This window comes from Mesorhizobium sp. BR-1-1-10 (assembly GCF_020165595.1).
Classification (GTDB): domain Bacteria; phylum Pseudomonadota; class Alphaproteobacteria; order Rhizobiales; family Rhizobiaceae; genus Mesorhizobium; species Mesorhizobium australicum.
In genome coordinates this window covers 87,300-109,140 of the sequence record NZ_JAIUIL010000011.1, presented here as the reverse complement: position 1 = coordinate 109,140, position 21,841 = coordinate 87,300, and the positions used below count along the sequence as shown (strand labels likewise).

At 64.2% G+C, this 21,841-nt stretch carries 16 protein-coding genes; 3 read left to right on the top strand and 13 right to left on the bottom strand.

Annotated elements, in window-relative coordinates; all coding sequences use genetic code 11:
- Window positions 1-17: 17 nt before the first annotated feature.
- The 4 genes from LB555_RS23040 to LB555_RS23025 all read right to left on the bottom strand — a co-directional run bounded on the left by LB555_RS23040 (window position 18) and on the right by LB555_RS23025 (window position 5,792).
- The gene (locus LB555_RS23040; RefSeq protein ID WP_224683848.1) at window positions 18-3,173 is read right to left on the bottom strand and encodes an efflux RND transporter permease subunit; all 3,156 of its coding nucleotides are present in this window, start codon (window positions 3,171-3,173) and stop codon (window positions 18-20) included.
- Between the two features lie 4 nt (window positions 3,174-3,177).
- Window positions 3,178-4,452: an efflux RND transporter periplasmic adaptor subunit gene (locus tag LB555_RS23035; RefSeq protein WP_140876372.1), complete on the bottom strand. Its 1,275-nt coding sequence runs from the start codon at window positions 4,450-4,452 to the stop codon at window positions 3,178-3,180.
- A gap of 304 nt (window positions 4,453-4,756) precedes the next feature.
- On the bottom strand, window positions 4,757-4,987 hold the full coding sequence (locus tag LB555_RS23030) for a hypothetical protein (protein ID WP_224527071.1): 231 nt from the start codon (window positions 4,985-4,987) through the stop codon (window positions 4,757-4,759).
- Between the two features lie 103 nt (window positions 4,988-5,090).
- The gene (locus LB555_RS23025; RefSeq protein ID WP_224683847.1) at window positions 5,091-5,792 is read right to left on the bottom strand and encodes a hypothetical protein; all 702 of its coding nucleotides are present in this window, start codon (window positions 5,790-5,792) and stop codon (window positions 5,091-5,093) included.
- 220 nt (window positions 5,793-6,012) lie between these two features.
- Here LB555_RS23025 and LB555_RS23020 point away from each other — a divergent pair, with 220 nt between their 5' ends.
- On the top strand, window positions 6,013-6,741 hold the full coding sequence (locus tag LB555_RS23020) for a response regulator (protein ID WP_224683846.1): 729 nt from the start codon (window positions 6,013-6,015) through the stop codon (window positions 6,739-6,741).
- The gene (locus tag LB555_RS23015) at window positions 6,738-7,979 is read left to right on the top strand and encodes an ATP-binding protein (RefSeq protein ID WP_224683845.1); all 1,242 of its coding nucleotides are present in this window, start codon (window positions 6,738-6,740) and stop codon (window positions 7,977-7,979) included. Before LB555_RS23020 ends, LB555_RS23015 begins: the two co-directional genes overlap by 4 nt.
- A 74-nt stretch (window positions 7,980-8,053) precedes the next feature.
- On the opposite strand, the gene LB555_RS23010 is transcribed toward LB555_RS23015, so the two are convergent.
- A complete protein-coding gene (locus tag LB555_RS23010) occupies window positions 8,054-9,514 on the bottom strand; it encodes a hypothetical protein (RefSeq protein WP_224683844.1) in 1,461 nt (486 codons plus the stop codon).
- A 226-nt stretch (window positions 9,515-9,740) separates the two neighbouring features.
- On the opposite strand from LB555_RS23010, the gene LB555_RS23005 reads away from it, so the two are divergent.
- Complete coding sequence (locus LB555_RS23005; protein WP_318013037.1) at window positions 9,741-10,388, top strand: sulfotransferase family protein; 648 nt, start codon at window positions 9,741-9,743, stop codon at window positions 10,386-10,388.
- Window positions 10,389-10,473: 85 nt separating this feature from the next.
- On the opposite strand, the gene minE is transcribed toward LB555_RS23005, so the two are convergent.
- From minE to LB555_RS22965, 8 genes are all read right to left on the bottom strand, one after another.
- Window positions 10,474-10,746, bottom strand: a complete 273-nt coding sequence (minE, locus tag LB555_RS23000; protein ID WP_015316923.1) for a cell division topological specificity factor MinE — start codon at window positions 10,744-10,746, stop codon at window positions 10,474-10,476.
- Entirely contained in the window at window positions 10,743-11,558 is an 816-nt protein-coding gene (minD, locus tag LB555_RS22995; protein WP_015316922.1) for a septum site-determining protein MinD, read from the bottom strand. The genes minE and minD overlap by 4 nt, the downstream gene beginning before the upstream one ends.
- 170 nt (window positions 11,559-11,728) lie before the next feature.
- Window positions 11,729-12,607: a septum site-determining protein MinC gene (gene minC, locus LB555_RS22990; protein ID WP_224683843.1), complete on the bottom strand. Its 879-nt coding sequence runs from the start codon at window positions 12,605-12,607 to the stop codon at window positions 11,729-11,731.
- 159 nt (window positions 12,608-12,766) lie between these two features.
- Window positions 12,767-14,824, bottom strand: coding sequence for a response regulator (locus tag LB555_RS22985; RefSeq protein WP_224683842.1), 2,058 nt, complete (start codon window positions 14,822-14,824; stop codon window positions 12,767-12,769).
- Window positions 14,825-14,826: 2 nt separating this feature from the next.
- Window positions 14,827-20,577, bottom strand: coding sequence for a HAMP domain-containing protein (locus LB555_RS22980; RefSeq protein ID WP_411970789.1), 5,751 nt, complete (start codon window positions 20,575-20,577; stop codon window positions 14,827-14,829).
- Between the two features lie 169 nt (window positions 20,578-20,746).
- Window positions 20,747-20,896, bottom strand: a complete 150-nt coding sequence (locus LB555_RS22975) for a hypothetical protein (RefSeq protein ID WP_127204769.1) — start codon at window positions 20,894-20,896, stop codon at window positions 20,747-20,749.
- A gap of 56 nt (window positions 20,897-20,952) precedes the next feature.
- Window positions 20,953-21,240 carry a hypothetical protein gene (locus LB555_RS22970; RefSeq protein ID WP_015316916.1) on the bottom strand — a complete coding sequence of 96 codons (288 nt, stop codon included), beginning with the start codon at window positions 21,238-21,240 and terminating at the stop codon, window positions 20,953-20,955.
- A gap of 194 nt (window positions 21,241-21,434) precedes the next feature.
- Window positions 21,435-21,758: a DUF2934 domain-containing protein gene (locus tag LB555_RS22965; RefSeq protein ID WP_015316915.1), complete on the bottom strand. Its 324-nt coding sequence runs from the start codon at window positions 21,756-21,758 to the stop codon at window positions 21,435-21,437.
- Window positions 21,759-21,841: the final 83 nt, after the last annotated feature.

The following is a 21,841-nucleotide window of genomic DNA, read 5'->3' as shown; positions in this document are numbered from 1 at the left end:
TGTCATGTGAAGAACCCTTACTGCTGGTTGGCCGTCACCGGCGTTTCGCCCGTATCCTGCCCGGGATCTGGTTTGGCCACCCCGCCCTTGAAGATGCGCCGCACCGTGACGAACAGCAGCGGCACCAGGAACACACCGATCACGGTCGCGGCGATCATGCCGCCCATCACGCCGATGCCGACGGAGTTCTGCGCGCCCGAGCCGGCGCCGCTGGCGATCGCAAGCGGCGTGACGCCGAGGATGAAGGCCAGCGACGTCATCAGGATCGGCCGCAACCGCTGTCGCGCCGCCTCGAGCGTTGCCTCCACCAGCCCCATGCCGGCCGCCTGCCGTTCGATGGCGAACTCGACGATCAGGATGGCGTTCTTGGCGGCGAGGCCGATCGTGGTCAGCAGGCCGACCTTGAAATAGACGTCGTTGGTCTGGCCGAACAGGCTTGCCGCCAGCAGCGCGCCGAAGATGCCGATCGGTACCGACAGCATCACCGCGAACGGGATCGACCAGCTCTCATAGAGCGCGGCCAGGCACAGGAACACGACCAAGGCCGAGATCGCATAGAGCGACATCGCCTGGTTGCCCGAAAGCCGCTCCTGATGCGACAGCCCGGTCCATTCATGCGAATAGCCGGCCGGCAGTTGCGCGACGAGTTTGTCGATCTCGTCCATCGCCGCACCCGAGCTCACGCCCGCTGCCGCCGCGCCCTGAATCTCGACCGCGGCCGAACCATTATAGCGTTCGAGCCGGGGCGAACCGAATGTCCAGTGGCTGGAGGCAAAGGCCGAGAACGGCACCATGGCGCCGCTTGAATTGCGGACCTGCCATTTGTCGAGATCCTCCGGCTGCATGCGGAAATTCGCGTCCGATTGCATGTAGACCGGCTTCACCCGTCCGCGATCGATGAAGTCGTTGACGTAATCGCTGCCCCAGGCGCTGGACAACGTGTTGTTGATGTCGGCAAGGCTGACGCCCAGCGCGCTCGCCTTTTCCTGGTCGATGTCGACCGAGAATTGCGGCTGGTCCTCCTGGCCGTTGGGACGCGTGTTTGCGAGCACCTTGCTCTGCCCAGCCAAGGCCAGAAGCTGGTTGCGCGTCTGGATCAGCGCGTCATGGCCGGCGCCATTGACGTCCTGCAGGTAGAAATCGAAGCCGTTGGTGTTGCCGAAACCCTGGATGGCCGGGGGCGCCAGCGCGAAGACCTGCGCATCCCTGATCTTGGAGAACGCGCCCATGGCGCGGCCGGCGATCGCCTGCGCGGCCATTGCGGACGACTTGCGCTGGGCGAAATCCTTCAGCCGCACGAAGCCGATGCCGACATTCTGCCCGGCTCCGCCGAAGCCGAAGCCCGACGCGGTGAAGACCCCGTCGACGGCGTCCTTTTCGTCGTTGAGATAGTGGTCGGTGACTTGCTTCAGCACGCGCTCCGTGCGGTCCTGTGTGGCGCCGACCGGCAATTGCACGCTGGTGATCAGGATGCCCTGGTCCTCTTCCGGCAGGAACGAGCTCGGCAACCGCGCAAACATCCAGCCCATGGCGACGACGATGGCGAGGAAGATGGCAAGAAATCGCCACGACCGGTTGATGATGCCGTGCGAGCCGTCGCGATAGGCCGTCGTGCCGCGATCGAACATCCTGTTGAACCAGCCGAACGGACCGGTCTGCGTGGCATGGTCCTTCGGCCGCCGCAGGATCGTGGCGCACAGTGCCGGCGTCAGCACCAGCGCCACCAACACGGACAGCACCATGGCCGAAACGATGGTCACCGAGAACTGCCGGTAGATGATGCCGGTCGAGCCGCCGAAGAAGGCCATCGGCACGAACACCGCCGACAGCACGGTGGCGATGCCGACCAGCGCGCCGGTGATCTCGTTCATCGATTTTCGCGTCGCTTCCTTCGGCGACAGATCTTCCTCCTGCATGACGCGTTCGACATTCTCGACCACGACGATGGCGTCGTCGACGAGCAGGCCGATGGCCAGCACCATGGCGAACATGGTCAGCGTGTTGACCGAATAGCCGAACAGCGACAGCACGCCGAACGTGCCCAGCAGCACCACCGGCACCGCGATGGTCGGGATGATCGTCGCCCGCAAGTTCTGCAGGAAGATGAACATCACCAGGAACACCAGCACGATCGCCTCGGCCAGCGTCTTGACCACCTCCTCGATCGACAGCCGCACGAAGGGCGAGGTGTCGTAGGGATAGACGACCTCGACGCCTTGCGGGAAGGTCGAGCTCAGCCGGTTTATCGTCGAGCGCACCGCTTCGGCGGTGCTGATCGCGTTGGCACCGGTCGCCAGGTTGACGGCGACGCCCGCCGCCGGCTTGCCGTTGTAGTTGGCTTGCGTCGTATAGCTTTCGGCGCCGAGTTCGACGGTGGCGACGTCGTTCAGCCGGACCAGCGAGCCGTCCGTCTGGCTTTTCAGGATGATGTTGCGGAACTGTTCGGCGGTTTGCAGCCGGCTCTTGGCGGTTACCGTGGCGTTGAGCTGCTGGCCCTTGCGCGCCGGCAGGCCACCGAGCTGGCCGGCCGAAACCTGCGTGTTCTGCGCCTCGATGGCACTCGCCACGTCGCTTGGCATCAGCGCGTATTTGGCCAGCTTGTCGGGGTCGAGCCAGATCCGCATCGCATAGCCCGAGCCGAAGAGCTGCGTCGAGCCCACGCCTTCGACGCGCTTCAGCGTGTCGTTGACGGTGGCGTCGACATAGTCGGCGAGGTCGGTCGAGTTCATCTTGCCGTCGCTGGAGACGAAGCCGATGACCATCAGGAAGCCGGTCGAGGATTTGGAGACGGTGATGCCGTTGCTCTGCACCACCTGCGGCAGTTGCGACTGCACCAGCTGAAGCTTGTTCTGCGTCTGCACCTGGGCGGTGTCGGGGTCGGCCGAACTGGTGAAGGTCAGCGTGATCGACGCAGAACCGGTCGCGGTCGAGGTCGCCGTCATGTAGTCGAGATTATCGATGCCGGTCATGCCTTGTTCGATGACCTTGGTCACCGAGTTCTCGACCGTCTGGGCGTCCGCGCCCGGATAGGTGGCGCTGATATTGACCGTGGTCGGCGCGATCTGCGGATATTGCGAGATCGGCAGTGTGGTGAGTGCGAGCAGACCGCCCAGCATGATCACGATGGCGATCACCCAGGCGAAGATCGGCCGGTTGATGAAAAATGCTGACATCGTCTCAGTTCCCGGTCGACGCGGCGGGTTGCCGGCCGGTGCTGGCCACCTTGGATGGGGCCGGCAAGGCGGAGGTCTGGCCGCGATCCTTGATCTCACCGGTCGCCTCGTCGATCGTCACTTCGACGCCGGTCGCATCGCCGCCGGGGCGCACGAGCTGCAGGCCCTCGACGACGACACGGTCACCATCGCCCACGCCGCTGTCGACCAGCCAGCTGTTGCCGACGGTGTTGCGCACGGCAAGCACGCGCGTCTCGACCTTGCCCTGCGCATTGATGACCATGGCCGTCGCCTCACCCTTCGTGTTGCGGGTGACGGCGCGCTGCGGCACGAGAAAACTGTTCTGGGCAACGCCCTCCTCGACCAGCGCCCGCACATACATGCCCGGCAGAAGCAGGCGGTCGGGGTTGGGGAACTCGGCCCTGAGCGCGAACGTGCCGGTGGTCTGGTCGACATTGGCGCCGGCGAATTCCAGCTTGCCGGTCTGCGCGTAGATGGTGCCGTTCTCGAGCTTCAGCTTGACGCTGACATTGGGGCCGCTGAACTTCAGCCGCCCTTCCGAGATCGCCTGGCGCAGGTTGAGCAAATTGGTGCTCGACTGCGTGACGTCGACATTGATCGGGTCGAGCGAACGGATCGTGGTCAGCACCGTCTCCTGGTTGGCGGTGACCAGCGCGCCCGGTGTCAGCGTGGACTTGTCGATGCGGCCTGCGATCGGCGCGGTGATCGAGGTGCGGTCGAGGCTGATGCGCGCGGTTTCGGCGCTCGCCTTGGCGGAAGCCACATCCGCCTGCGCCTGCGCAAGCGTGGCGGCAGCGTCATCATAATCCTGTTTGGAAACAACGTTCTGCTTCAACAGGCCGGCGTATCTGTCGAACTTGGCCTGCGCGGTAGGGACCGCCGCCGCCGCCTTCTGCTGCGCCGCGACCGCGCTGTCATAAGCCGCCTTGTAGCTCGCCGGGTCGATGAGGTAGAGCGGCTGTCCCGCCGCCACCTCGCTGCCTTCCTTGAACAGCCGTTGCTGGATGATGCCGTTCACTTGTGGACGCACCTCGGCGATCAGCGAGGCCGCCGTGCGCCCCGACAGTTCGGCTGTGATCGCCACCGATTGCGGATGCAGCGTGACGACGCCGACTTCCGGTTTGCCGACGCCGCCCATGCCTGCGGGAGCCTTGCCGCCCTCCTGTGAGCAGGCCGCCAGGAGAAGGGCTGCGGCAAGCGCCGTCCAGGACGCGAGCCGGCGAACCGGCGGGGAGGACTGGCTAGACTGCATGGACATGGCTGAATGATCTTTCGCTGGGGGTGCGGTGACCGCCTGGGCTTTGGCCAGGCGGTGACCGCCTGGGCTTTGGCCAATGCAAAGCGAGGCCGAACGCCGGCGGTCGCAGGTGAGGCTTGAGGCGGACGATGTCGTGACGAGGGGTCGCGCCCACTTGCGGGCGGCGTCGAGCGGTGCTTCGAAGCGGCTCATGTCGCGCTCCTTCTTCCTGGCTGGAGCGCACCCGAGGATCGGATGGCTGGCCGCGATGCCCTCCGCGCCATTATGCCGATCAGCACCGACATGCCAAGCGCCTTGCCAGGTCTCACGCGATCTTGCGGTCATGATTTCCGTGGCCATCGGCGTGCCGCGAGATCGGCAGCGACAGGCGCCAGGCGGCGAATTCCAGCCGGATCGCGCCTTGCAGCGTGTCGACCGGCAAGGCCGGCGGCGTTGCGGCATGATCGATGCGCCGGCCGAACGAATATTTCGGGCTGGCCGATGCGATCAGCCGCAGCAGCATCAGGGCTTCCCACATTGTCGTGCCTTGTTGCATGGGGTGAATCCGGGAAGGCGCGATCCACCATCCCGGAGAAGGAAACCCGGCCGGCCCGGGAACGGGTTGGGTACCGGGGCCGGCCGGCGCAGCCGGTCGGTTGTCAGCCGTTCCCGGGCTGGGGCGGCGGCATCGGGCCATCATTGGGCGGGCCTGCCGGACCGACTGCGTCATTCGGCGGGCCGCCCCATGGACCGGGGGGTGGTCCATGTGGGCGTTCCGCCGAAACGAGGATTTCGAGCTGTTCAGGCGTGAGCTTGGCGCGCAGCTCGGCGATCGCGTCCTTCAGCTTGGCGGCCGAAGCCGCACGCGCCGTGACGTCGTCTGCCAGCCTTTCCTGGAAGGCGAACGGATCGGGCTTGCCGGCCGGCCCTGCATCGGGGCCTTTCGCCTGCGGCCCGCCATCCGGCCCTCCAGGCCCGCCAGTGCCACCCGGACCACGGTCCGGCCGCGGTGGCGAAAGCACCGCCTGCAGCGCGCTGGTGTAGTCGCGCCAGGCGTCGAGCTGTTCGCTGCGGATGCCGACGCGTGTTTCGAGCGCGGCGAGCCGGGCGGCCAGCATGAATTCCGGCGGCGGCCCCACGCGGCGGGGGCCGAAGCCTTGCGGGCCGAAACTGTGCGAGCCAAAACCTTGCGGACCCCATCCTTGCGGAGGATGCGGCATCGAGCCATGGTCCGTTCCATCCTGCATTGCCATGGCAGGCGGCGGCCCGCCTGGCGCCGCGCCCGGGTCGGGCTGCGCCGCCAGCGCGGGGTGGATGGCGGCGGCGGAAAACAGGCCGAGCGCAAGAAGTCTGCTTCGCATGACGGTATTCCTTTCATCCCTGCTTTGGACGTCAGGAGGATAGGAAGCGTGTTTGTCTGCTTCGCGTCGGCATGTTGCCGAAGGTTTCCGCAAAAGGGCAATTTGTTTCCGAATGTTTCCATCCCCCGGCCAGAAACATTGGGTTGCAATTTTCCATGCCGCTTGCGCGCGCGCTCCCTATAATCAGGACAAGCCCGGGATCATGGGCAAGGGCACGATAATGCATTCACAACCCCATATCCTCGTCGTCGACGACGACCGCGAAATCCGCACACTGCTCGGACGCTATCTCGATGGCCAGGGTTTTCGCGTCTCGGTGGCGGCCGACAGGCGCGAATGCGAGCAGAAGCTGGCCACTGGCCAGTTCGACCTGGCCGTGCTCGACGTCATGCTGCCGGATGGTTCGGGGCTCGACATCTGCCGGGGCTTGCGCGACCGCAAGCCGCATATTCCCGTCATCCTGCTGACGGCGCTGAAGGAGGATGTCGACCGCATCATCGGGCTGGAACTCGGCGCCGACGACTATCTCGGCAAGCCGTTCAACCCGCGCGAGCTCATCGCCCGCATCCGCGCCGTGCTCAGGCGCTCGACGCCGGAAGAAGCGGCGCCCGCGCCTCCGCCCCGCGCCTACCGCTTCGCCAGCTACAGGCTGGAGCCGGACACTCGCAAGGTGACGGATGCGCAGGGCGCGGCCGTCGATCTCACCGGCGCCGAATTCGACCTGTTGCAGGTGTTCCTCGACCGCCCCGGCCGGCTGCTGTCGCGCGACCAGCTGCTTGATCTGACGCAAGGCCGCGAACGCGACCCGCTCGAACGCTCGGTCGACGTGCTGATGAGCCGGCTGCGCCGCAAATTCGCCGATGCCGGCGACGGGCCGCTGTTCAAGACGGTGCGCAATGGCGGCTACCAGCTGACCGCGCGTGTCGAGACGGTGGAGGCGCAGGCGTGAACTCGCTGCGCCGCCGTCTCATCCTTTTGCTGGTCGCCTCTATCGTCGGTGTCGTCGGCCTGGCGACGGCGGCGGTCCTCAGCGTGCGCGGCGGCGGGCCGCCGCCGGAACTCGTCGTGCCATGGGTTGCCCAGCAGATGGAACTCGTCGTGCGGCTGCTGCCGGGGCCGATACCGGATGTGCTGCGAGTGCAATTCAGCGACCGGCCGGCGGATGGCAAGGTGGACCGGCAGGAGACGGCGATGCTCAATGATCTGCTGCGCCGCCGCGGCTTCGACGTGCTGGCCATCGTCAGCGACAAACCGGGTGAACCCAGCCAACGTGCCTCGATGCGCCTGCCCGACAGCCGGTGGGCCATCCTCGAAATTGCGCATATCGATCCGCCCAGGCGCGAATGGCTGGTGCTGGCCGGCTGGATCTCGCTGATCGTGGCCGGCGCTACCGCCGTCTCCGTCTATTTCACCTCGGTGCTGATCCGGCCGCTCGAAATGCTGGAGGCCACCGTCTCCAAGATCGGCAGCGACGGCGTGCTGGCGCCAGTGCCGGAGGTAGGCTCGGCCGAGGTCAAGGCCACGGCGCACGCACTGAACCAGCTCTCGTCCAGGCTGAAGACCGCCATGGAAAGCCGCATGCGGCTGGTGGCCGCCGCCGGCCACGATCTGCGCACGCCGATGACGCGCATGCGGCTGCGCGCCGAATTCCTCGACGAGGAGCGCGACAAGTGGCTGCACGACCTCGACGAGCTCGACCGCATCGCCGACAGCGCCATCCGCCTGGTGCGCGAGGAGGTGAACCAGGATGCCGTCGAGCCGCTCGACCTGGAAAAGATGGTGCGCGACATATCTGCCGAGATGGTTACGCTCGGCCATTCCGTCTCGATCGGGCATCTGGACAAGGTTGCGGTCCGCGCCGGCGCGCTCGGCCTGCGCCGCGCCCTGCGCAATCTGGTCGTCAACGCCGCCACCCACGGCAAGGCCTGCACGATCGCGCTCGACCTCGCCGACAGGCGCGCCGTGCTCTCCATATGGGACGTCGGCCCGGGCATTCCGCCCGACCTCATCAACAAGGCCTTCGAGCCCTTCTTCCGCGTCGACCCCGGCCGCCAGCAATCCATTCCAGGCGCCGGCCTCGGCCTCGCCATCGCCAAGGAGATCATCGAGCGCTACGGCGGCACCGTGACGCTGGAGAACCGCCAGGGCGGCGGGCTGGCGCAGACGGTGGTGTTCGCGGCGGTGTGATTGGGTCAGGCCCGTCCACATCGCGAAGGCAGCCCAATGCTGGGACCGCCAAGCAACGAGGCCTGCGAAGCGCGCTACGACGTGGCGCGCAGATTCCTGCGGATGGGACGCCTGCCCGTTGCACGGGCTTTCTCGGCCACCACGGCAGCGATCTCCACCACCTCGCCCTCGCGCGATTTGCCGTTAGTGGCCTTGTGGAGCCGCTCGTAGGGCAGCAATTCCTTGATCCGGGCATTGAGCGACGCGATTTCGGCCCGCAAATCCTCGCATTCCTGCCGCTGGACATCCCGTTGTATGTCCTCCGATGCCTGTTGCAGCGCAAGTTGCGAAAGATTGGCGTTCGCTTTCGAAAGACTCAGCTTGTCGGCTTCGTTCTCGTCGGTGAGCGCGGACAATCTTTCATCGGCGATTTTCTTTTCGGCCACTGCGTCGTCCAGGTCGGTCTTGAGCCTGGCGATTTCGGCGGCGGCCGCACTGTTCTCGTTCGAGGCCCGCTCCAGCCGCGATTCCAGGTCTTGGATCTCGGACCGCAATCCGCGCATCTCCGTCTGGCCGCGAGCCCGTTCGGCTTCCCAGTCGCCTTCCATCAGGCTGGCCGTTTCGGTCTTTTCCGCCAGCTTCGCCTGTGTGGCCTCGAGCGCCTTCTGCAGCCGGATCTCCTCTTTCTCGCTCTTGCCAAGCGCCGCCATCAGTTCGGCAAGGCGCGCCGCTTCGCTGGCGTGGACTGCCGAAAGCTCGTCCAGCCTGTGGCGCGCCTGGCTCTCCCGCTTCAGCACCTTGTCGAGTTCGACCGACAGGCTGACATGTTTTTCCCGCAGCACCTTGCTCTCGCGCAAGCGCCTGTTGGCCTCGACCGTCCTTGCCGTCAGCCGGTTGGCGATGTCGCCGAATTCCGCGTCGCGTTTGGCGCTGGCATTGCCCATCTCGGCGAGCTCGAGCCTTGCCGCCGCGAGCGCTGTGCGAAGCGCGTCCCGGTCCTGGACCAGGTCTGTCTCGCGCTGCTGCAGCACTTCGCACGTGCTGTCACGCTCGCGCAGCTTCGCCGCCGTGTCGTGCAGCTTTTCCGACAGCGCTCTTTGCTCGGCGATCAGGCCGGCATTTGCGAGCTCCAGCTCATTGGCGCGAAGAATGTCGGTGTGGAGGATGTTGAGGAATTCGCGCGTCAGATGATGCGAGGTCGAGATTTCCGACAATTTGCCGTTGATCTCATCCAGATAATCCCTGGCGTCGTGGAACATTCCTTCGAAGGCGTTCAACGCCGCGAGCCGGGTCTGGGCATGGGGCGTCAGTCGTGGCGTGGTTTCGGCGGTGTCGGTGTTGCCCGCATCGTCGGGATTGTCCGCGCCCTCCGCTTGCGCCGCATCGGCCTGGGGTGGCGAGACGGTCGGCGCGTTATCGGGGACATCGTCGCCCTGTGGCGGTGCCTCGAATTCGCTGTCGAGGCTGGCATCCAGGGCGTCCGCCAGATCGTCCTGCAATTCCTGGAGTGCGTCGTCTACGTCTTCAGCACGCTTGATCAGGCTCTTGAAGTTCATACGGAACTCCCTCTTACGCAATCAAAACCAGATATTTAACAAACTGCTAATATGTATCCTTACATCCGCTTATTCCGCAGGGGAAGCCCCCCTAGGGAAATGTAAATTTCAGACATTTGGGGATTTGCACCGCCGCGACAGCCAGTCCTGGGTCCCGGCCTGGCTCAGACCGTAGTGTTCGCGGTGGTGTCAACGCTTCTCGTGCATATTCGGTGTGCAGCCTGATATGCTGCCAGCAAACGGCTTGCAGGTCGAACGGGAGGGGATGGAGATGTCGATCAAGGTGATCGGAACCGGCTTTGGCCGAACGGGCACGGATTCGATGCGCGAGGCGCTGGCCATTCTCGGCTACGGCCCCTGTCACCACATGCATGAAGTGATCGGCAACGAGGAGCAGAAACGGATGTGGCGTGCGGTGGCCCAAGGTGCCGCGCCGGACTGGAACCAGCTACTGTCGGGCTATGTCTCCTGCCTGGACTGGCCTTCGGCGTACTACTGGCGCGAACTGATCGAATTCTATCCGAATGCCAGGGTGATCCTGACCTACCGCTCGGCCGAAAGCTGGTGGGAAAGTTTTGAAAAAACGATCGCGATGGGACTTGAGCAAAGCGTCGATCAAGAATCGCTGGGCCTCGCCCTGATCGCCAGGCAGGTGTTCGGCGGCCGGCCCGGCGATCGAGCGCATGCCATTGCCTGCTACGAAGCCAATGTCCGTGCGGTGTACGCCGAAGTGCCACCGGAGCGGCTGCTGGTCCACGCTCTTGGCGATGGCTGGGAACCGCTGTGCACTCATCTGGGCGTTGCGATACCGGATCAGGATTATCCCAATCGCAACAGCGCCGCGGGCTTCAGGTCGAGATTTTCGCTGAACTGATCTGGACGAAAACCGGCGGTGCCGGCCCGGCAATCCGGGTTCCTCGCCCCCTGTGGAGCGGGGCGAGGAAAAGGCGCACCGTTTTTTACCCCGCCATGGCCAGCGGCACGGCGCTCTTGTTGGGGATCTGGATGTCGATTTCCAGCGTCGACATGGTCTCACCCCGCTCCATTGAGACCTGGAGATAGTCCTGGTCGATCTGCACATGCTTGGCGATCACAGCCATGATCTCCTCCCGCAGAATGGAGACGAGGTCGGGCTGGCCACGGCTGCGGCGCTCATAGGCGAGCAGCACCTGCAGCCGCTCGCGCGCCACCGGCGCGCTGGTGCGCCGCTTGAAGAGGTCGAGGATGCTCATGCGGCCCTCCTTCCGAGCAGACGGTCGAGGAAACCCTTGCGTTCGAAGGGCACCACCACCGGCAAGTCTTCGCCTTCAAGCCGCCGTGCCGCTTCGAGATAGGCCTTGGCGGCGTTGTTGAGCGGTTCCGACAGCGTCACCGGCGAACCGAGGTTGGAGGCGCGCAGCACATCCTGGCTTTCCGGGATGATGCCGAGCAGCGGCACCGACAGGATTTCCAGCACGTCGTCGATCGAGAGCATTTCTCCCCGCGCGGCGCGCGCCGCGTCATAGCGCGTGACCAGCACATGCTTGGCGATCTGCTCGCCCTGTTCGGCGCGCATGGTGCGGGCGTCGAGCAGACCGATGATGCGGTCGGAATCGCGCACCGACGACACTTCCGGATTAGTGACGATGACGGCCTCGTCGGCAAAACGCATGGCGAGCTGCGCGCCGCGCTCGATGCCGGCCGGGCTGTCGCAGAAGACATAGTCGAAGACCGAGCGCAGCTTGTCGATCACCTCGCCGACGCCGTCCTCGGTCAGCGCGTCCTTGTCCCGCGTCTGCGACGCCGGCAGCAGGAACAGCGTGTCGACGCGCTTGTCGCGGATCAGCGCCTGCGACAGCTTGGCCTGGCCCTGGATGACGTTGACGAGGTCGAACACGACGCGCCGCTCGGCGCCCATGATCAGGTCGAGATTGCGCAGGCCGACGTCGAAATCGACCAGCGCCACCTTCTTGCCGGTCTTGGCGACCGCGGCACCCAGCGCGGCCGTCGAGGTGGTCTTGCCGACGCCCCCCTTGCCCGATGTGACGACCACTACCTTGCCCATGGAAAAAGCCTCCGTTGCCTGTTGTCGTTTGTTGTGCCGTGCGCCGCACGGCTGTTGTCAGAGCCTGCCATCATGCCATCCCAAACCGGTCCGAGGCTTGCGCGCGGCGATGGTGCCTCGGCGCTTGTCCGGGCCGCAACCGTGAAGCCGGGCGTCAGCATCGCGCCGCCCTAGTTCAGCGGCACGACGGCGAGCATGTCGCCTTCGAGGAAGGCCTGCACGGCCTTGCCGCGCGAGACGCCTTCCATCTCTTCGGCGGTGGTGTACCAGCCGTCGACCGAAATCAGCTCAGCCTCGTTCTTGCGGCAGAAGATGCGTGCCGAGCGATTGCCCTGCGAGCCGGCGATGGCGCGGCCGCGTAAGGTCCCATAGACATGGATAGAGCCCGCCGCGATGATTTCGGAGCCGGACGCGACCGAGCCCAAAACGATGACATCGCCATGTGGATGGAAGATCGACTGACCCGAGCGGATCGGCGACTTGACCATAAGCGTGCCGGCCTGGACAGTTTCGATCGCGCCTGCTTCCGCGGCCTTGGCTGCCTTGCCCTTGCCCGCCTCGGCCCTGGCTTCGCCGGCCTTGCCCTCGCCTGCCTTGACTTCGCCGGCCTTGACTTCGCCGGCCTTGCCGGCATCCTTGCCGCGATCCGAAAACACCGTTTCCAGCTTGCCGGCTTCATCAGCCGCCTCAGCCTTGCCCTTGCGGCCGGGCTGCGACAGCAGGCCATCCGTGGTGGCCTCCTTGGCGCCGCCAAGCAACGGCGGCAGGTCAAGCCCGAGCGAGGCCCCTTCAAGCTCGATGGCATAAACCCGGATGCCCCGTGCACCGAGCGAAGCAACCAGCAGCCCGATGTCGCCCGCGTCGGGCTTCAGCACGTTTAGATCGAGCACCACCGGCCGCCCCGCAAAATACCCCGGCGAATTGCCGATCCAGTGATCCAGCCCCTCCAGCCAGGCGGAAATCGGCGCCTCCGGCGTGAGCGTAAAGGCCACGAACGAACGGGCGCGAAAACGAATGGATTTTGTTTCGACGGGGGCGGCAAAGGTCACGGCCAGCGAATCCTTACTGAGAGGTAAACGCTAGGGGGTTAATGGTTAACGAATGGTTAACGTGGAGAGGGCAACTCGGCAGCTGGTGCGAGAAATTGGGAGGTCTGCTAAGCGCCTGCGATGACCGACGGCAGGTGCGGCTCCTCCGAAGCAAGGGCGTCAGCGGCGGCGCGAAGCTGATCGAATGGCTGCTACCAAATGGGCATCTTCGAAGGGCTTGCTGATCAACGCCACGTCGTGAGGGCGGTCCGAGATCTTCTCGGCATCGGCGTAGCCCGTGACGATGAGTGCCGGCCAATCCGCGCGCAGGCTGCGGGCGAAGCGGATGACGTCGATGCCCGAAATGAGCGGCATGGCGAAGTCGGTTACGATGACGTCGAAACGGTCCGGTTCCTTTTCGATGGCGGCCAGGGCCTGGGCGCCGCCGGAAAACGCCGTCACGTCGAAACCCGATTGCCGCAGCGACATCGCCGTCAACTCCCGCAGGGATTGACTGTCGTCGACGAGCAGAACAGTCGGCAACTGATCCTCGGCCGCCGTCGGGAGGTCCGTGCCGGCATTGTTGGCGGCACTGGCTTCGAAAACGAGCTCATCCCTGGTGGTAACGTCTTGCGCCTCGCGTGAACGGGGCAGCCAGAGCTCCATGGTGGTGCCGTGGCCAAGCTCGCTGTCAATCCTGAGCGTGCCACCCGACTGCTTGGCGAAACCATAGACAGTGCTGAGGCCCAGACCGGTGCCCTTCCCGATCGGCTTTGTCGTGAAGAACGGCTCGATCACCTTGCTGATGACATCCGCGGCGATACCTGTCCCGGTGTCCTCGACCGCAAGCCTGACATAGTCGCCCGCGGCAAGCCCCTGGCCGGAATGGCCGACGCTGCGATTGTGGGCCCTGACGCAGATTGTCCCGCCGGAAGGCATCGCGTCGCGGGCATTGAAGACCAGGTTCATCAAGGCAAGCTCAAGCTGCGCAGGATCCGCATGCACCGGCCATATGTCGTCACCGACATGCCAGTCGAAGCGCACCAGGCCGCCCAGGATCGGTGCCACAAGGCCGGTCATCGTGTCTCCGAGGCTCGACATCCGCACGGCAACCGGTTTCAGATCCTGGCGCCTTGAAAAGGCGAGCATGCGCTGGATGAGGTCCTTGCCCTGGGAAGCGGAACGGCGCGTCATGTCGAGAACCTGGGCCGCCTTGCCGTCGAGGCTCACTTGCCTTTCGAGCAGGCTCAGCCCGGAGAGGATCGCCGCAAGCAGATTGTTGAAATCGTGGGCAAGTCCGCCGGTCAGCTTGCCGATCGCATCGAGCCGCTGCGATTGCAGCAATTGGCTTTCCAGGTGGCGCTGCTCGGTGATGTCCTGCATGGTGCCCAGCAGTTCGAGCCCGGCGCCATCCCTGGCGACCACTCCCTGGTCGAGGAATATCCGGTATTCCTCATTGGCGCATCGCCAGCGGAACTCGCACGCATAAGAGCCGGTCTCGTGGGCGGCCGAAAGCGATCTTGTCACTGCGTCCCGATCAGCCGGATGGACACGGCTGATGCCGAAATCTGGATCCGCCATGAACCGGTTCGGAGAAAATCCCGTCAACCGCTCGACCCCCTTGGAAACATAGCTTGCGGCGAATGGCGCCGCGGCCGCGCGAGCGTGAAAACAGATCGGCAGCGAGGCGAGGATCGTCTCCTGCCGGGCCTCGGAATGCCGCAGCGCCCGCTCGGCGTCGAGCTTGTCGGAGGTCGCCTTCAGCGCTCGCTCAAGCAGCAGTTGCTCCCTGGCCGCATTCCGTTCGATTTCCCTCGTCTTTTCATATAGATCGACGAAGACCATGACCTTGGACCGCAGCATCGACGGGTCGAATGGCTTGAACAGATAATCCACCGCGCCGGCGTCATAGCCGCGCAACATATGTGCTTCTTCCTTGTTGATGGCGGTCAGGAAGATGATCGGCGTGGCGTTCGAACGTTCGCGCCTCCGGATCAGCGAAGCGGTTTCGTAGCCGTCGAGACCGGGCATCAGCACATCCAGCAGAATGACGGCGAAGTCGTCCTTGAGCAGAAAGCGCAGCGCCTCGTCGCCCGACTGGGCGCAAATCACCTGCCCGACCCCGTCAAGTGCCTCCTCAATGGCAACGAGATTTCGCGCGTCGTCGTCGACAGCGAGAACGCGAACCGGCCCCAGCTTTTCGAACGGTTCGCTGCTTTCTGCTTCCATCGCCGCCATTGCTAAATCCGCCGGGGCGCGATCAGATTGCGGTCGTCGCCGTCTGCCCGCGATGTCCCCGCTCGCGAGCGCGAGCGACCGACCCAAACCCGCAGCAGGGCGAGGAGCAGGTCGAGGTCGACGGGCTTGGCGATGTAGTCGGACGCGCCGGCGTCCAGACATTTCTGGCGATCTCCTTTCATCGCCTTGGCCGTGACGGAAATCAGCGGAATGTGCGCGATTTCCGGCTGGGAGCGTATCCGGCGCATTGTCTCGTACCCGTCCATCTCGGGCATCATGATGTCGATCAGGGCGACGTCGACGTCCGGCGCCTCTTCAAGCATGGCTATGCCGTCCCGCCCCCGCTCGGCATGCTGCACCTCGATACCGTAGGTCTCCAGCACGCTGGTCAGCGAATAGATGTTGCGAATGTCGTCGTCGACGATCAGAACCTTGGCTCCGGCCAGATCGGCGTTGTCGAGTTGCTCGGAAGCCAGGATTTCCTTGTCGGGCCTGTCGCCTGGAAGGGCGGCGGACATCAACAAGCCAAGCTGGGCAAAGTTGTCGGCACGTGGAACATCGCTGAGCGGCGGATGCAAGGCGATCTGCTGTTGAAAGGCGTCCGGATGGGGCGTGAAGAAGAGCAGGCGCGGGACAAAATCGCCGAACTGGGACATGATCTCATCGAGCATCTGGGCGTTGTCCTTGGCCGAACGGCCAAAACCGAACACGACGGCGTCATATCCGGCAATACCACCCCCGTCGGCATTAGCCGCGACGCGGCCGATGGCGGTGACCGACGTGACGCCGTCGCGAATGGCTTCGACCAGCGCCAGGCGACGCTCGGGATCCGGATCCGCGACCAGCACATTGCGTTGTGTCCTGAGTGTCCTCGACTGAATGTCGTCGAAGACACGCGAAAGTTCGCCGGCGGACACCGGCTTGCTGGAAACGCTTGCGGCGCCTCGGCGCGTGAGGAGCTCGATGTCTTCGGCGCCGGAGATAACGTGGATGGGTATGTTCCTGGTCTTCGGATCGTGCCGTAAAAGGTCGAAAAGCACCCAGCCATCAATGTCCGAAAGGCCGAGATCCAACGTGATCGCATCGGGCATGAGCTTGCGCGTAAGCGCCAGCGTTCCCGAGCCGGCCGTGGAGAGCACGCCTTTCAATCCGGCCGATCGCGCAAGACCAAGCAGCAGCCCGCCAAAAGTGGGGTCGTCCTCCACGATCAGCACCACCCTGTCCGATGGATCGATCGCATCACGGTCGTCGGCGAGTTCCGGCGTTCCTGTCGTGCTGCTGGCCGCAACGGAAACGGCGGCCGGCGAAAGCTCGATCTGCGGTGCAAGACTGCTGCTGCGCGGGCCGTCGAAGGGAATGACAAGCGTGAAGGTCGATCCCGTTCCAGGCTGGCTTTCGACGCGCAACTCGCCGCCGAGCAGGCGGGCGATTTCCCGGCTGATCGAGAGGCCGAGGCCAGTGCCGCCATATTTGCGGCTGGTGGTGCCGTCGGCTTGTTGGAACGCCTCGAAGATCAGCTTTTGCTTGTCCTCCGGAATGCCGATGCCCGTGTCGGTGACGGCGATGGCCAGCGCTTGCGGCAGTGCCGCCGCGCCGTTTGCGCGGCCGGTCCGCTCGGCATGGATGCTGAGCGTCACGTCGCCTTGGGACGTAAACTTGAAGGCGTTGGACAAAAGGTTGAGGACGATCTGCTGCAGCCGTTTTTCGTCCGTACGGATCGTCTCGGGCAGGATCTGATCGATCTTGATCGTAAACCCAAGCCCCTTGTCGGCCGCAAGCTGCCGGAAGGTCCGCTCCATATGCTGGCGCAGATGTGCGAGCGGCATGTCGTTGAGCTCGATCGAAACCGTGCCGGATTCGATTTTCGAAAGATCCAGTATGTCGTTGATGAGGCTGAGCAGGTCCGTGCCCGCCGAGTTGATCGTGCGAGCGAATTCGATCTGCTTGTCGTTCAGGTTGCCCTGCTGGTTGGTCGCGAGCAGGTTGGACAGGATCAGCAGCGAGTTCAGCGGCGTCCTCAGCTCGTGGCTCATATTGGCCAGGAATTCGGACTTGTACTTGGACGTCAGCGCCAGCTGTTCCGCTTTCTCCTCGAGTGCGCGTCTGGCCATTTCGATCTCGAGATTCTTGTTCTCGACCTGCTTTTTCTCGTTCTCGAGAAGCTGCGCCTTCTCCTGCAATTCCTCGTTGGTGGCGTGAAGCTCTTCCTGTTTCTTGGTGAGCTCGGTCTGGCGCGACTGCAGTTCGGACGTCAGAAGCTGTGACTGCTTGAGAAGCCCTTCCGTGCGCATGGTCGCGGCGATCGTGTTGAGCACGATGCCGACTGACTCCATCAATTGCTCGAGGAACAGGCGATGCGTGTCGCTGAAGCGGCTGAACGAAGCGAGTTCGATGACCGCCTTGACCTCTTCCTCGAACAATGCCGGCAGAACGATGGCGCTGGCCGGCGGCGCTTCACCGAGGCCCGAGCTGATGCGCAGGAAGCTCGAGGGAACCTCGTCGAGCATGATCGCCCGTTTGTCGGCCGCGCTTTGACCGATCAGGCCTTCCCGAAAGTCCACACGCTGGCGGATCTTGGCTTTGCCCTCGGCGGCGTAGGACGCGGCCAGCTCCAGATAGGATTCTTCCTCGTCGCGATTGGTCACGTAGAAAACGCCATACTGCGCGTTCACCAGCGGCGCCAGCTCCGATATGATCATGCGCGACACCGTGGCCAGATCGCGCTCGCCCTGCAGCATGCGCGAAAACCGCGCGAGGTTGGTCTTCAGCCAATCCTGCTCGGCATTCTTGAGCGTCTGATCCTTCAGGTTGCGGATCATCTCGTTGATGTTGTCCTTGAGCGCCGCGACCTCCCCGGAAGCCTGGACGCTGATGGAACGCGTAAGATCGCCCTTGGTGACCGCGGTCGACACCTCGGCGATGGCCCGCACCTGGGTGGTCAGGTTCGCCGCCAGCTGATTGACGTTGTCGGTCAGGTCGCGCCACAGGCCGGCGGCGCCAGGCACCCTCGCCTGGCCGCCGAGCTTGCCCTCGATGCCGACCTCGCGGGCGACGTTGGTCACCTGATCGGCGAAGGTCGCCAGCGTTTCGATCATGCCGTTGATGGTGTCCGCCAGGGACGCGATCTCGCCCTTGGCATCGACGGCGAGTTTGCGCTTGAGATTGCCCTGCGCCACGGCGGTGACGACATCGGCGATGCCGCGCACCTGGTTGGTCAGGTTGGTCGCCATGAGGTTGACGTTGTCGGTCAGGTCCTTCCAGGTGCCCGCCACGCCCTCGACCTGTGCCTGGCCGCCGAGCTTGCCCTCGGTGCCGACTTCGCGCGCCACACGCGTCACCTCGCCCGCGAATGAGTTGAGCTGGTCTACCATGGTGTTGATGGTGGACTTCAGCTCCAGGATCTCGCCCTTGACGTCGACGGTGATCTTCTTCGACAGATCGCCTCGCGCCACCGCGGTCGTCACATCGGCGATGTTGCGCACCTGGCCGGTCAGATTCTCGGCCATCGAATTGACGTTGTCGGTCAGGTCCTTCCAGGTGCCGGCGACGCCGCGCACCTGTGCCTGGCCGCCAAGCTTCCCCTCGGTGCCGACTTCGCGCGCGACACGCGTCACTTCCGAGGCGAAAGAGTTGAGCTGATCCACCATCGTGTTGATGGTGTCCTTGAGCTCGAGAATTTCGCCGCGAACGTCGACCGTGATCTTTTTCGACAGGTCGCCCAGCGCAACGGCGGTCGTCACTTCCGCGATGTTGCGGACCTGGCCCGTCAGATTGGCGGCCATGGCGTTGACGTTATCCGTCAGGTCCTTCCACGTGCCGGCGACACCGCGGACCTGTGCCTGGCCGCCAAGCTTGCCGTCCGATCCCACTTCGCGGGCAACGCGCGTCACCTCGGATGCGAAGGAGTTCAGCTGGTCCACCATCGTGTTGATGACGTCCTTGATCTGCAGAATCTCTCCCAGCGCATCGACGGTGATTTTCTGGGTGAGATCGCCGGTCGCGATCGCGGTCGCGACCTTGGAGACATCGCGCAACTGCACGGTCAGGTTGCCGGCCATGGCGTTGACGTTGTCGGTCAGGTCCTTCCAGGTGCCGCCGACCCCCTCGACATGGGCCTGGCCGCCGAGTTTTCCCTCCGAGCCCACTTCGCGGGCAACGCGCGTGACTTCGGAGGCGAATGAGTTGAGCTGGTCCACCATCGTGTTGACGGTGTTCTTGAGCTCGAGGATTTCGCCCTTCACGTCGACCGTGATCTTCTTGGAGAGATCACCCCGCGCGACGGCCGTCGTCACATCGGCGATGTTGCGCACCTGGCCGGTGAGATTGGCGGCCATCAGATTGACGTTGTCGGTCAGGTCTTTCCAGGTGCCTCCGACGCCACGGACTTCCGCCTGACCGCCGAGCTTTCCCTCGGTGCCGACTTCGCGCGCGACGCGCGTCACTTCCGAGGCGAAGGAATTCAGCTGGTCCACCATCGTGTTGATGGTGTTCTTGAGCTCCAGGATCTCGCCCTTCACGTCGACCGTGATCTTCTTCGACAGATCGCCAAGAGCCACTGCGGTGGTCACTTCGGCGATGTTGCGCACCTGGCCGGTCAGGTTGGCCGCCATTGAATTGACGTTATCGGTCAAATCTTTCCAGGTTCCGGCGACACCCCGCACCTGCGCCTGCCCGCCGAGCTTTCCCTCCGTGCCGACCTCGCGTGCAACGCGCGTCACCTCGCCGGCAAATGAGTTGAGCTGGTCGACCATCGTATTGATGGTGGACTTCAGCTCCAAAATCTCTCCCTTCACGTCGACGGTGATCTTCTTCGACAGGTCGCCGAGCGCCACCGCGGTCGTCACATCGGCGATATTGCGGACCTGGCCGGTCAAATTGGCGGCCATCAGGTTCACGCTGTCCGTCAGGTCCTTCCAGGTGCCACCGACGCCCTCGACGCGGGCTTGGCCGCCGAGCTTTCCCTCGGTGCCGACTTCGCGCGCGACGCGCGTCACCTCGCCGGCAAACGAGTTGAGCTGGTCGACCATGGTGTTGATGGTCGACTTCAGCTCCAGGATCTCGCCCTTCACGTCGACGGTGATCTTCTTCGACAAATCGCCCGAAGCGACTGCGGTAGTCACCTCCGCGATGTTGCGCACCTGGCTCGTCAGGTTGGTCGCCATCGCGTTCACATTGTCGGTCAGATCCTTCCAGGTGCCCGCCACCCCCTTGACCCGGGCCTGACCGCCTAGCTTGCCCTCGGTGCCGACCTCGCGCGCCACGCGCGTCACCTCCGAAGTGAACGAGGCGAGTTGCTCGACCATTGTGTTGACGATCTTGCCGATCCGCAGGAATTCGCCGCGCAGCGGCCTGCCGTCGATCTCCACCATCATGGTCTGGGACAGATCGCCCTTGGCGACGGCGCCGATGACCCGGGCCACCTCGGCGGTCGGTTGCACCATGTCCTCGATCAGGTCGTTGACCGATCGGACGCTCGATTCCCAGCTACCTTTGGCGTTCCTGACATGGCCGCGCTCGCTGATGCGCCCGTCCTTGCCGACCACCCGGCTGAGCCGCGCGAATTCCCGCGTCACCTGGTCATTGAGTTCGACGATTTGATTGAACGTGTCTGCAATCTCGCCACTCAGCCCATCATAGACGTTTTCGATGCGGACGGAGAAATCGCCGTTTCGAAAAGCTTTGAGAGCGCTAAGGATTTGTCGAGAGTCCAGTTGTTCTTTTGGTAACCGAGATGCGCCCAAAAACCCCTCCACGCGAACCCCCGGCCGGATCAGGCCGAAGCCATTAACGCGTGGCCGCGTATTTGGTTCCATATGGCTTGCAAGCGCGGCTGAAAGGTCCGCCGCTTTGCTGGCCCCCTAGGAGGCCGACAGGCCTACAGCGGCCTCGGTCTCTGTGTACCGCTATGCAACAGCGATCCCTTCAATGCCGCTTGAAATACTGCACTTCCCTTTCGTGCTTCTCCGCCGCTTCGCGGCTGTCGAACGTGCCCAGATTCCGCCGCTTGCCCGTCTTCTCGTCCTTTTTCCTTGAATAAAGCCGATATTTTCCGTCTTTCAGCTTCCTGATCATCGGTCTCTCCTCAGGAAAGGACGAAGGGCCCGACGATCGCCGAGCCCTTCCTATTGTCAGTCGCGGTGTTCGGGCATGGCTTTCAGCTGATCCTTGGTCCAGCTGGTCACGGCGTGAACGTCGCCGTCCTCGTCGCGCATGAAATCGAGTTCGTTGGCGGCGACGGCGACCGGCTTGGCGCCGATGCCGAGGAAGCCGCCGACGTCGATGACGACCTGGCTGCTGCCATGCATATGGTCGACGGAGCCGATCTTCTCGTCGTTGGGGCCGTAGATGGTCGCGCCTTCAAGCGTATCCGGGGTCAGTTCGGCGCGGCTGAGCCTTACGTGATTGGCGTGGTCCATGAGTGCATCTCCTTTGCGGTGGGACAGGGTGAACCTCCGAGGCGGCCAAGGGTTCCGACATTGTCGGAGATGACCAGGGATAGTGCTCCAAGAGAGCGCCGGCTTCGGGGCGATCATGGTTTTGCGCTCGGTGGCTCGATGAATCATCTTGTCATCGAGTTGCACCAACGCGTTGTTTCGAAAGGCTCGCGCGTTCAGCGCCCGCGCTTTGGCTTGAGGCTGCGCGCGGCTTGCTCGATCGCGGCGCGGTCGGTGCCGAGACGGTCGATCAGCTCCTGCGCCTCCTCGCCCGATATGCCCGCGCGGATCGCCAGTTCCTCCACCGTCAGAACGTCGGAGCTCGCGATCTCGCCGGTTTGTGGCAGCGCGTCATCCGCCGTCAGCGGCAGGGCGGCTTCCCTGTCGATCTCCATCTCGGCCCGGCTCCAGTGCCGCTCATGGTCGCCATGGCCGCCGCCTTCGCGTTGCCAGATCTCGTAGGCGCGGTTCCTGATCTTGTCGTCGCGGTCGTCGCTCATGTCATTCCTCCACTCATGTGAGGCATGAACGCCGCGCCGGTGCGAACGATCCAAAAAATTTGCGTGATCGTCGGGATGACAAG

Bases quoted from the DNA above. Each gene is read 5' to 3' on its own strand.
- LB555_RS23040 (WP_224683848.1), bottom strand. From the start codon at position 3,173: ATGTCAGCATTTTTCATCAACCGGCCGATCTTCGCCTGGGTGATCGCC.
- LB555_RS23035 (WP_140876372.1), bottom strand. From the start codon at position 4,452: ATGTCCATGCAGTCTAGCCAGTCCTCCCCGCCGGTTCGCCGGCTCGCG.
- LB555_RS23030 (WP_224527071.1), bottom strand. From the start codon at position 4,987: ATGCAACAAGGCACGACAATGTGGGAAGCCCTGATGCTGCTGCGGCTG.
- LB555_RS23025 (WP_224683847.1), bottom strand. From the start codon at position 5,792: ATGCGAAGCAGACTTCTTGCGCTCGGCCTGTTTTCCGCCGCCGCCATC.
- LB555_RS23020 (WP_224683846.1), top strand. From the start codon at position 6,013: ATGCATTCACAACCCCATATCCTCGTCGTCGACGACGACCGCGAAATC.
- LB555_RS23010 (WP_224683844.1), bottom strand. From the start codon at position 9,514: ATGAACTTCAAGAGCCTGATCAAGCGTGCTGAAGACGTAGACGACGCA.
- LB555_RS23005 (WP_318013037.1), top strand. From the start codon at position 9,741: ATGCTGCCAGCAAACGGCTTGCAGGTCGAACGGGAGGGGATGGAGATG.
- minE (WP_015316923.1), bottom strand. From the start codon at position 10,746: ATGAGCATCCTCGACCTCTTCAAGCGGCGCACCAGCGCGCCGGTGGCG.
- minD (WP_015316922.1), bottom strand. From the start codon at position 11,558: ATGGGCAAGGTAGTGGTCGTCACATCGGGCAAGGGGGGCGTCGGCAAG.
- LB555_RS22985 (WP_224683842.1), bottom strand. From the start codon at position 14,824: ATGGCGGCGATGGAAGCAGAAAGCAGCGAACCGTTCGAAAAGCTGGGG.
- LB555_RS22975 (WP_127204769.1), bottom strand. From the start codon at position 20,896: ATGATCAGGAAGCTGAAAGACGGAAAATATCGGCTTTATTCAAGGAAA.
- LB555_RS22970 (WP_015316916.1), bottom strand. From the start codon at position 21,240: ATGGACCACGCCAATCACGTAAGGCTCAGCCGCGCCGAACTGACCCCG.
- LB555_RS22965 (WP_015316915.1), bottom strand. From the start codon at position 21,758: ATGAGCGACGACCGCGACGACAAGATCAGGAACCGCGCCTACGAGATC.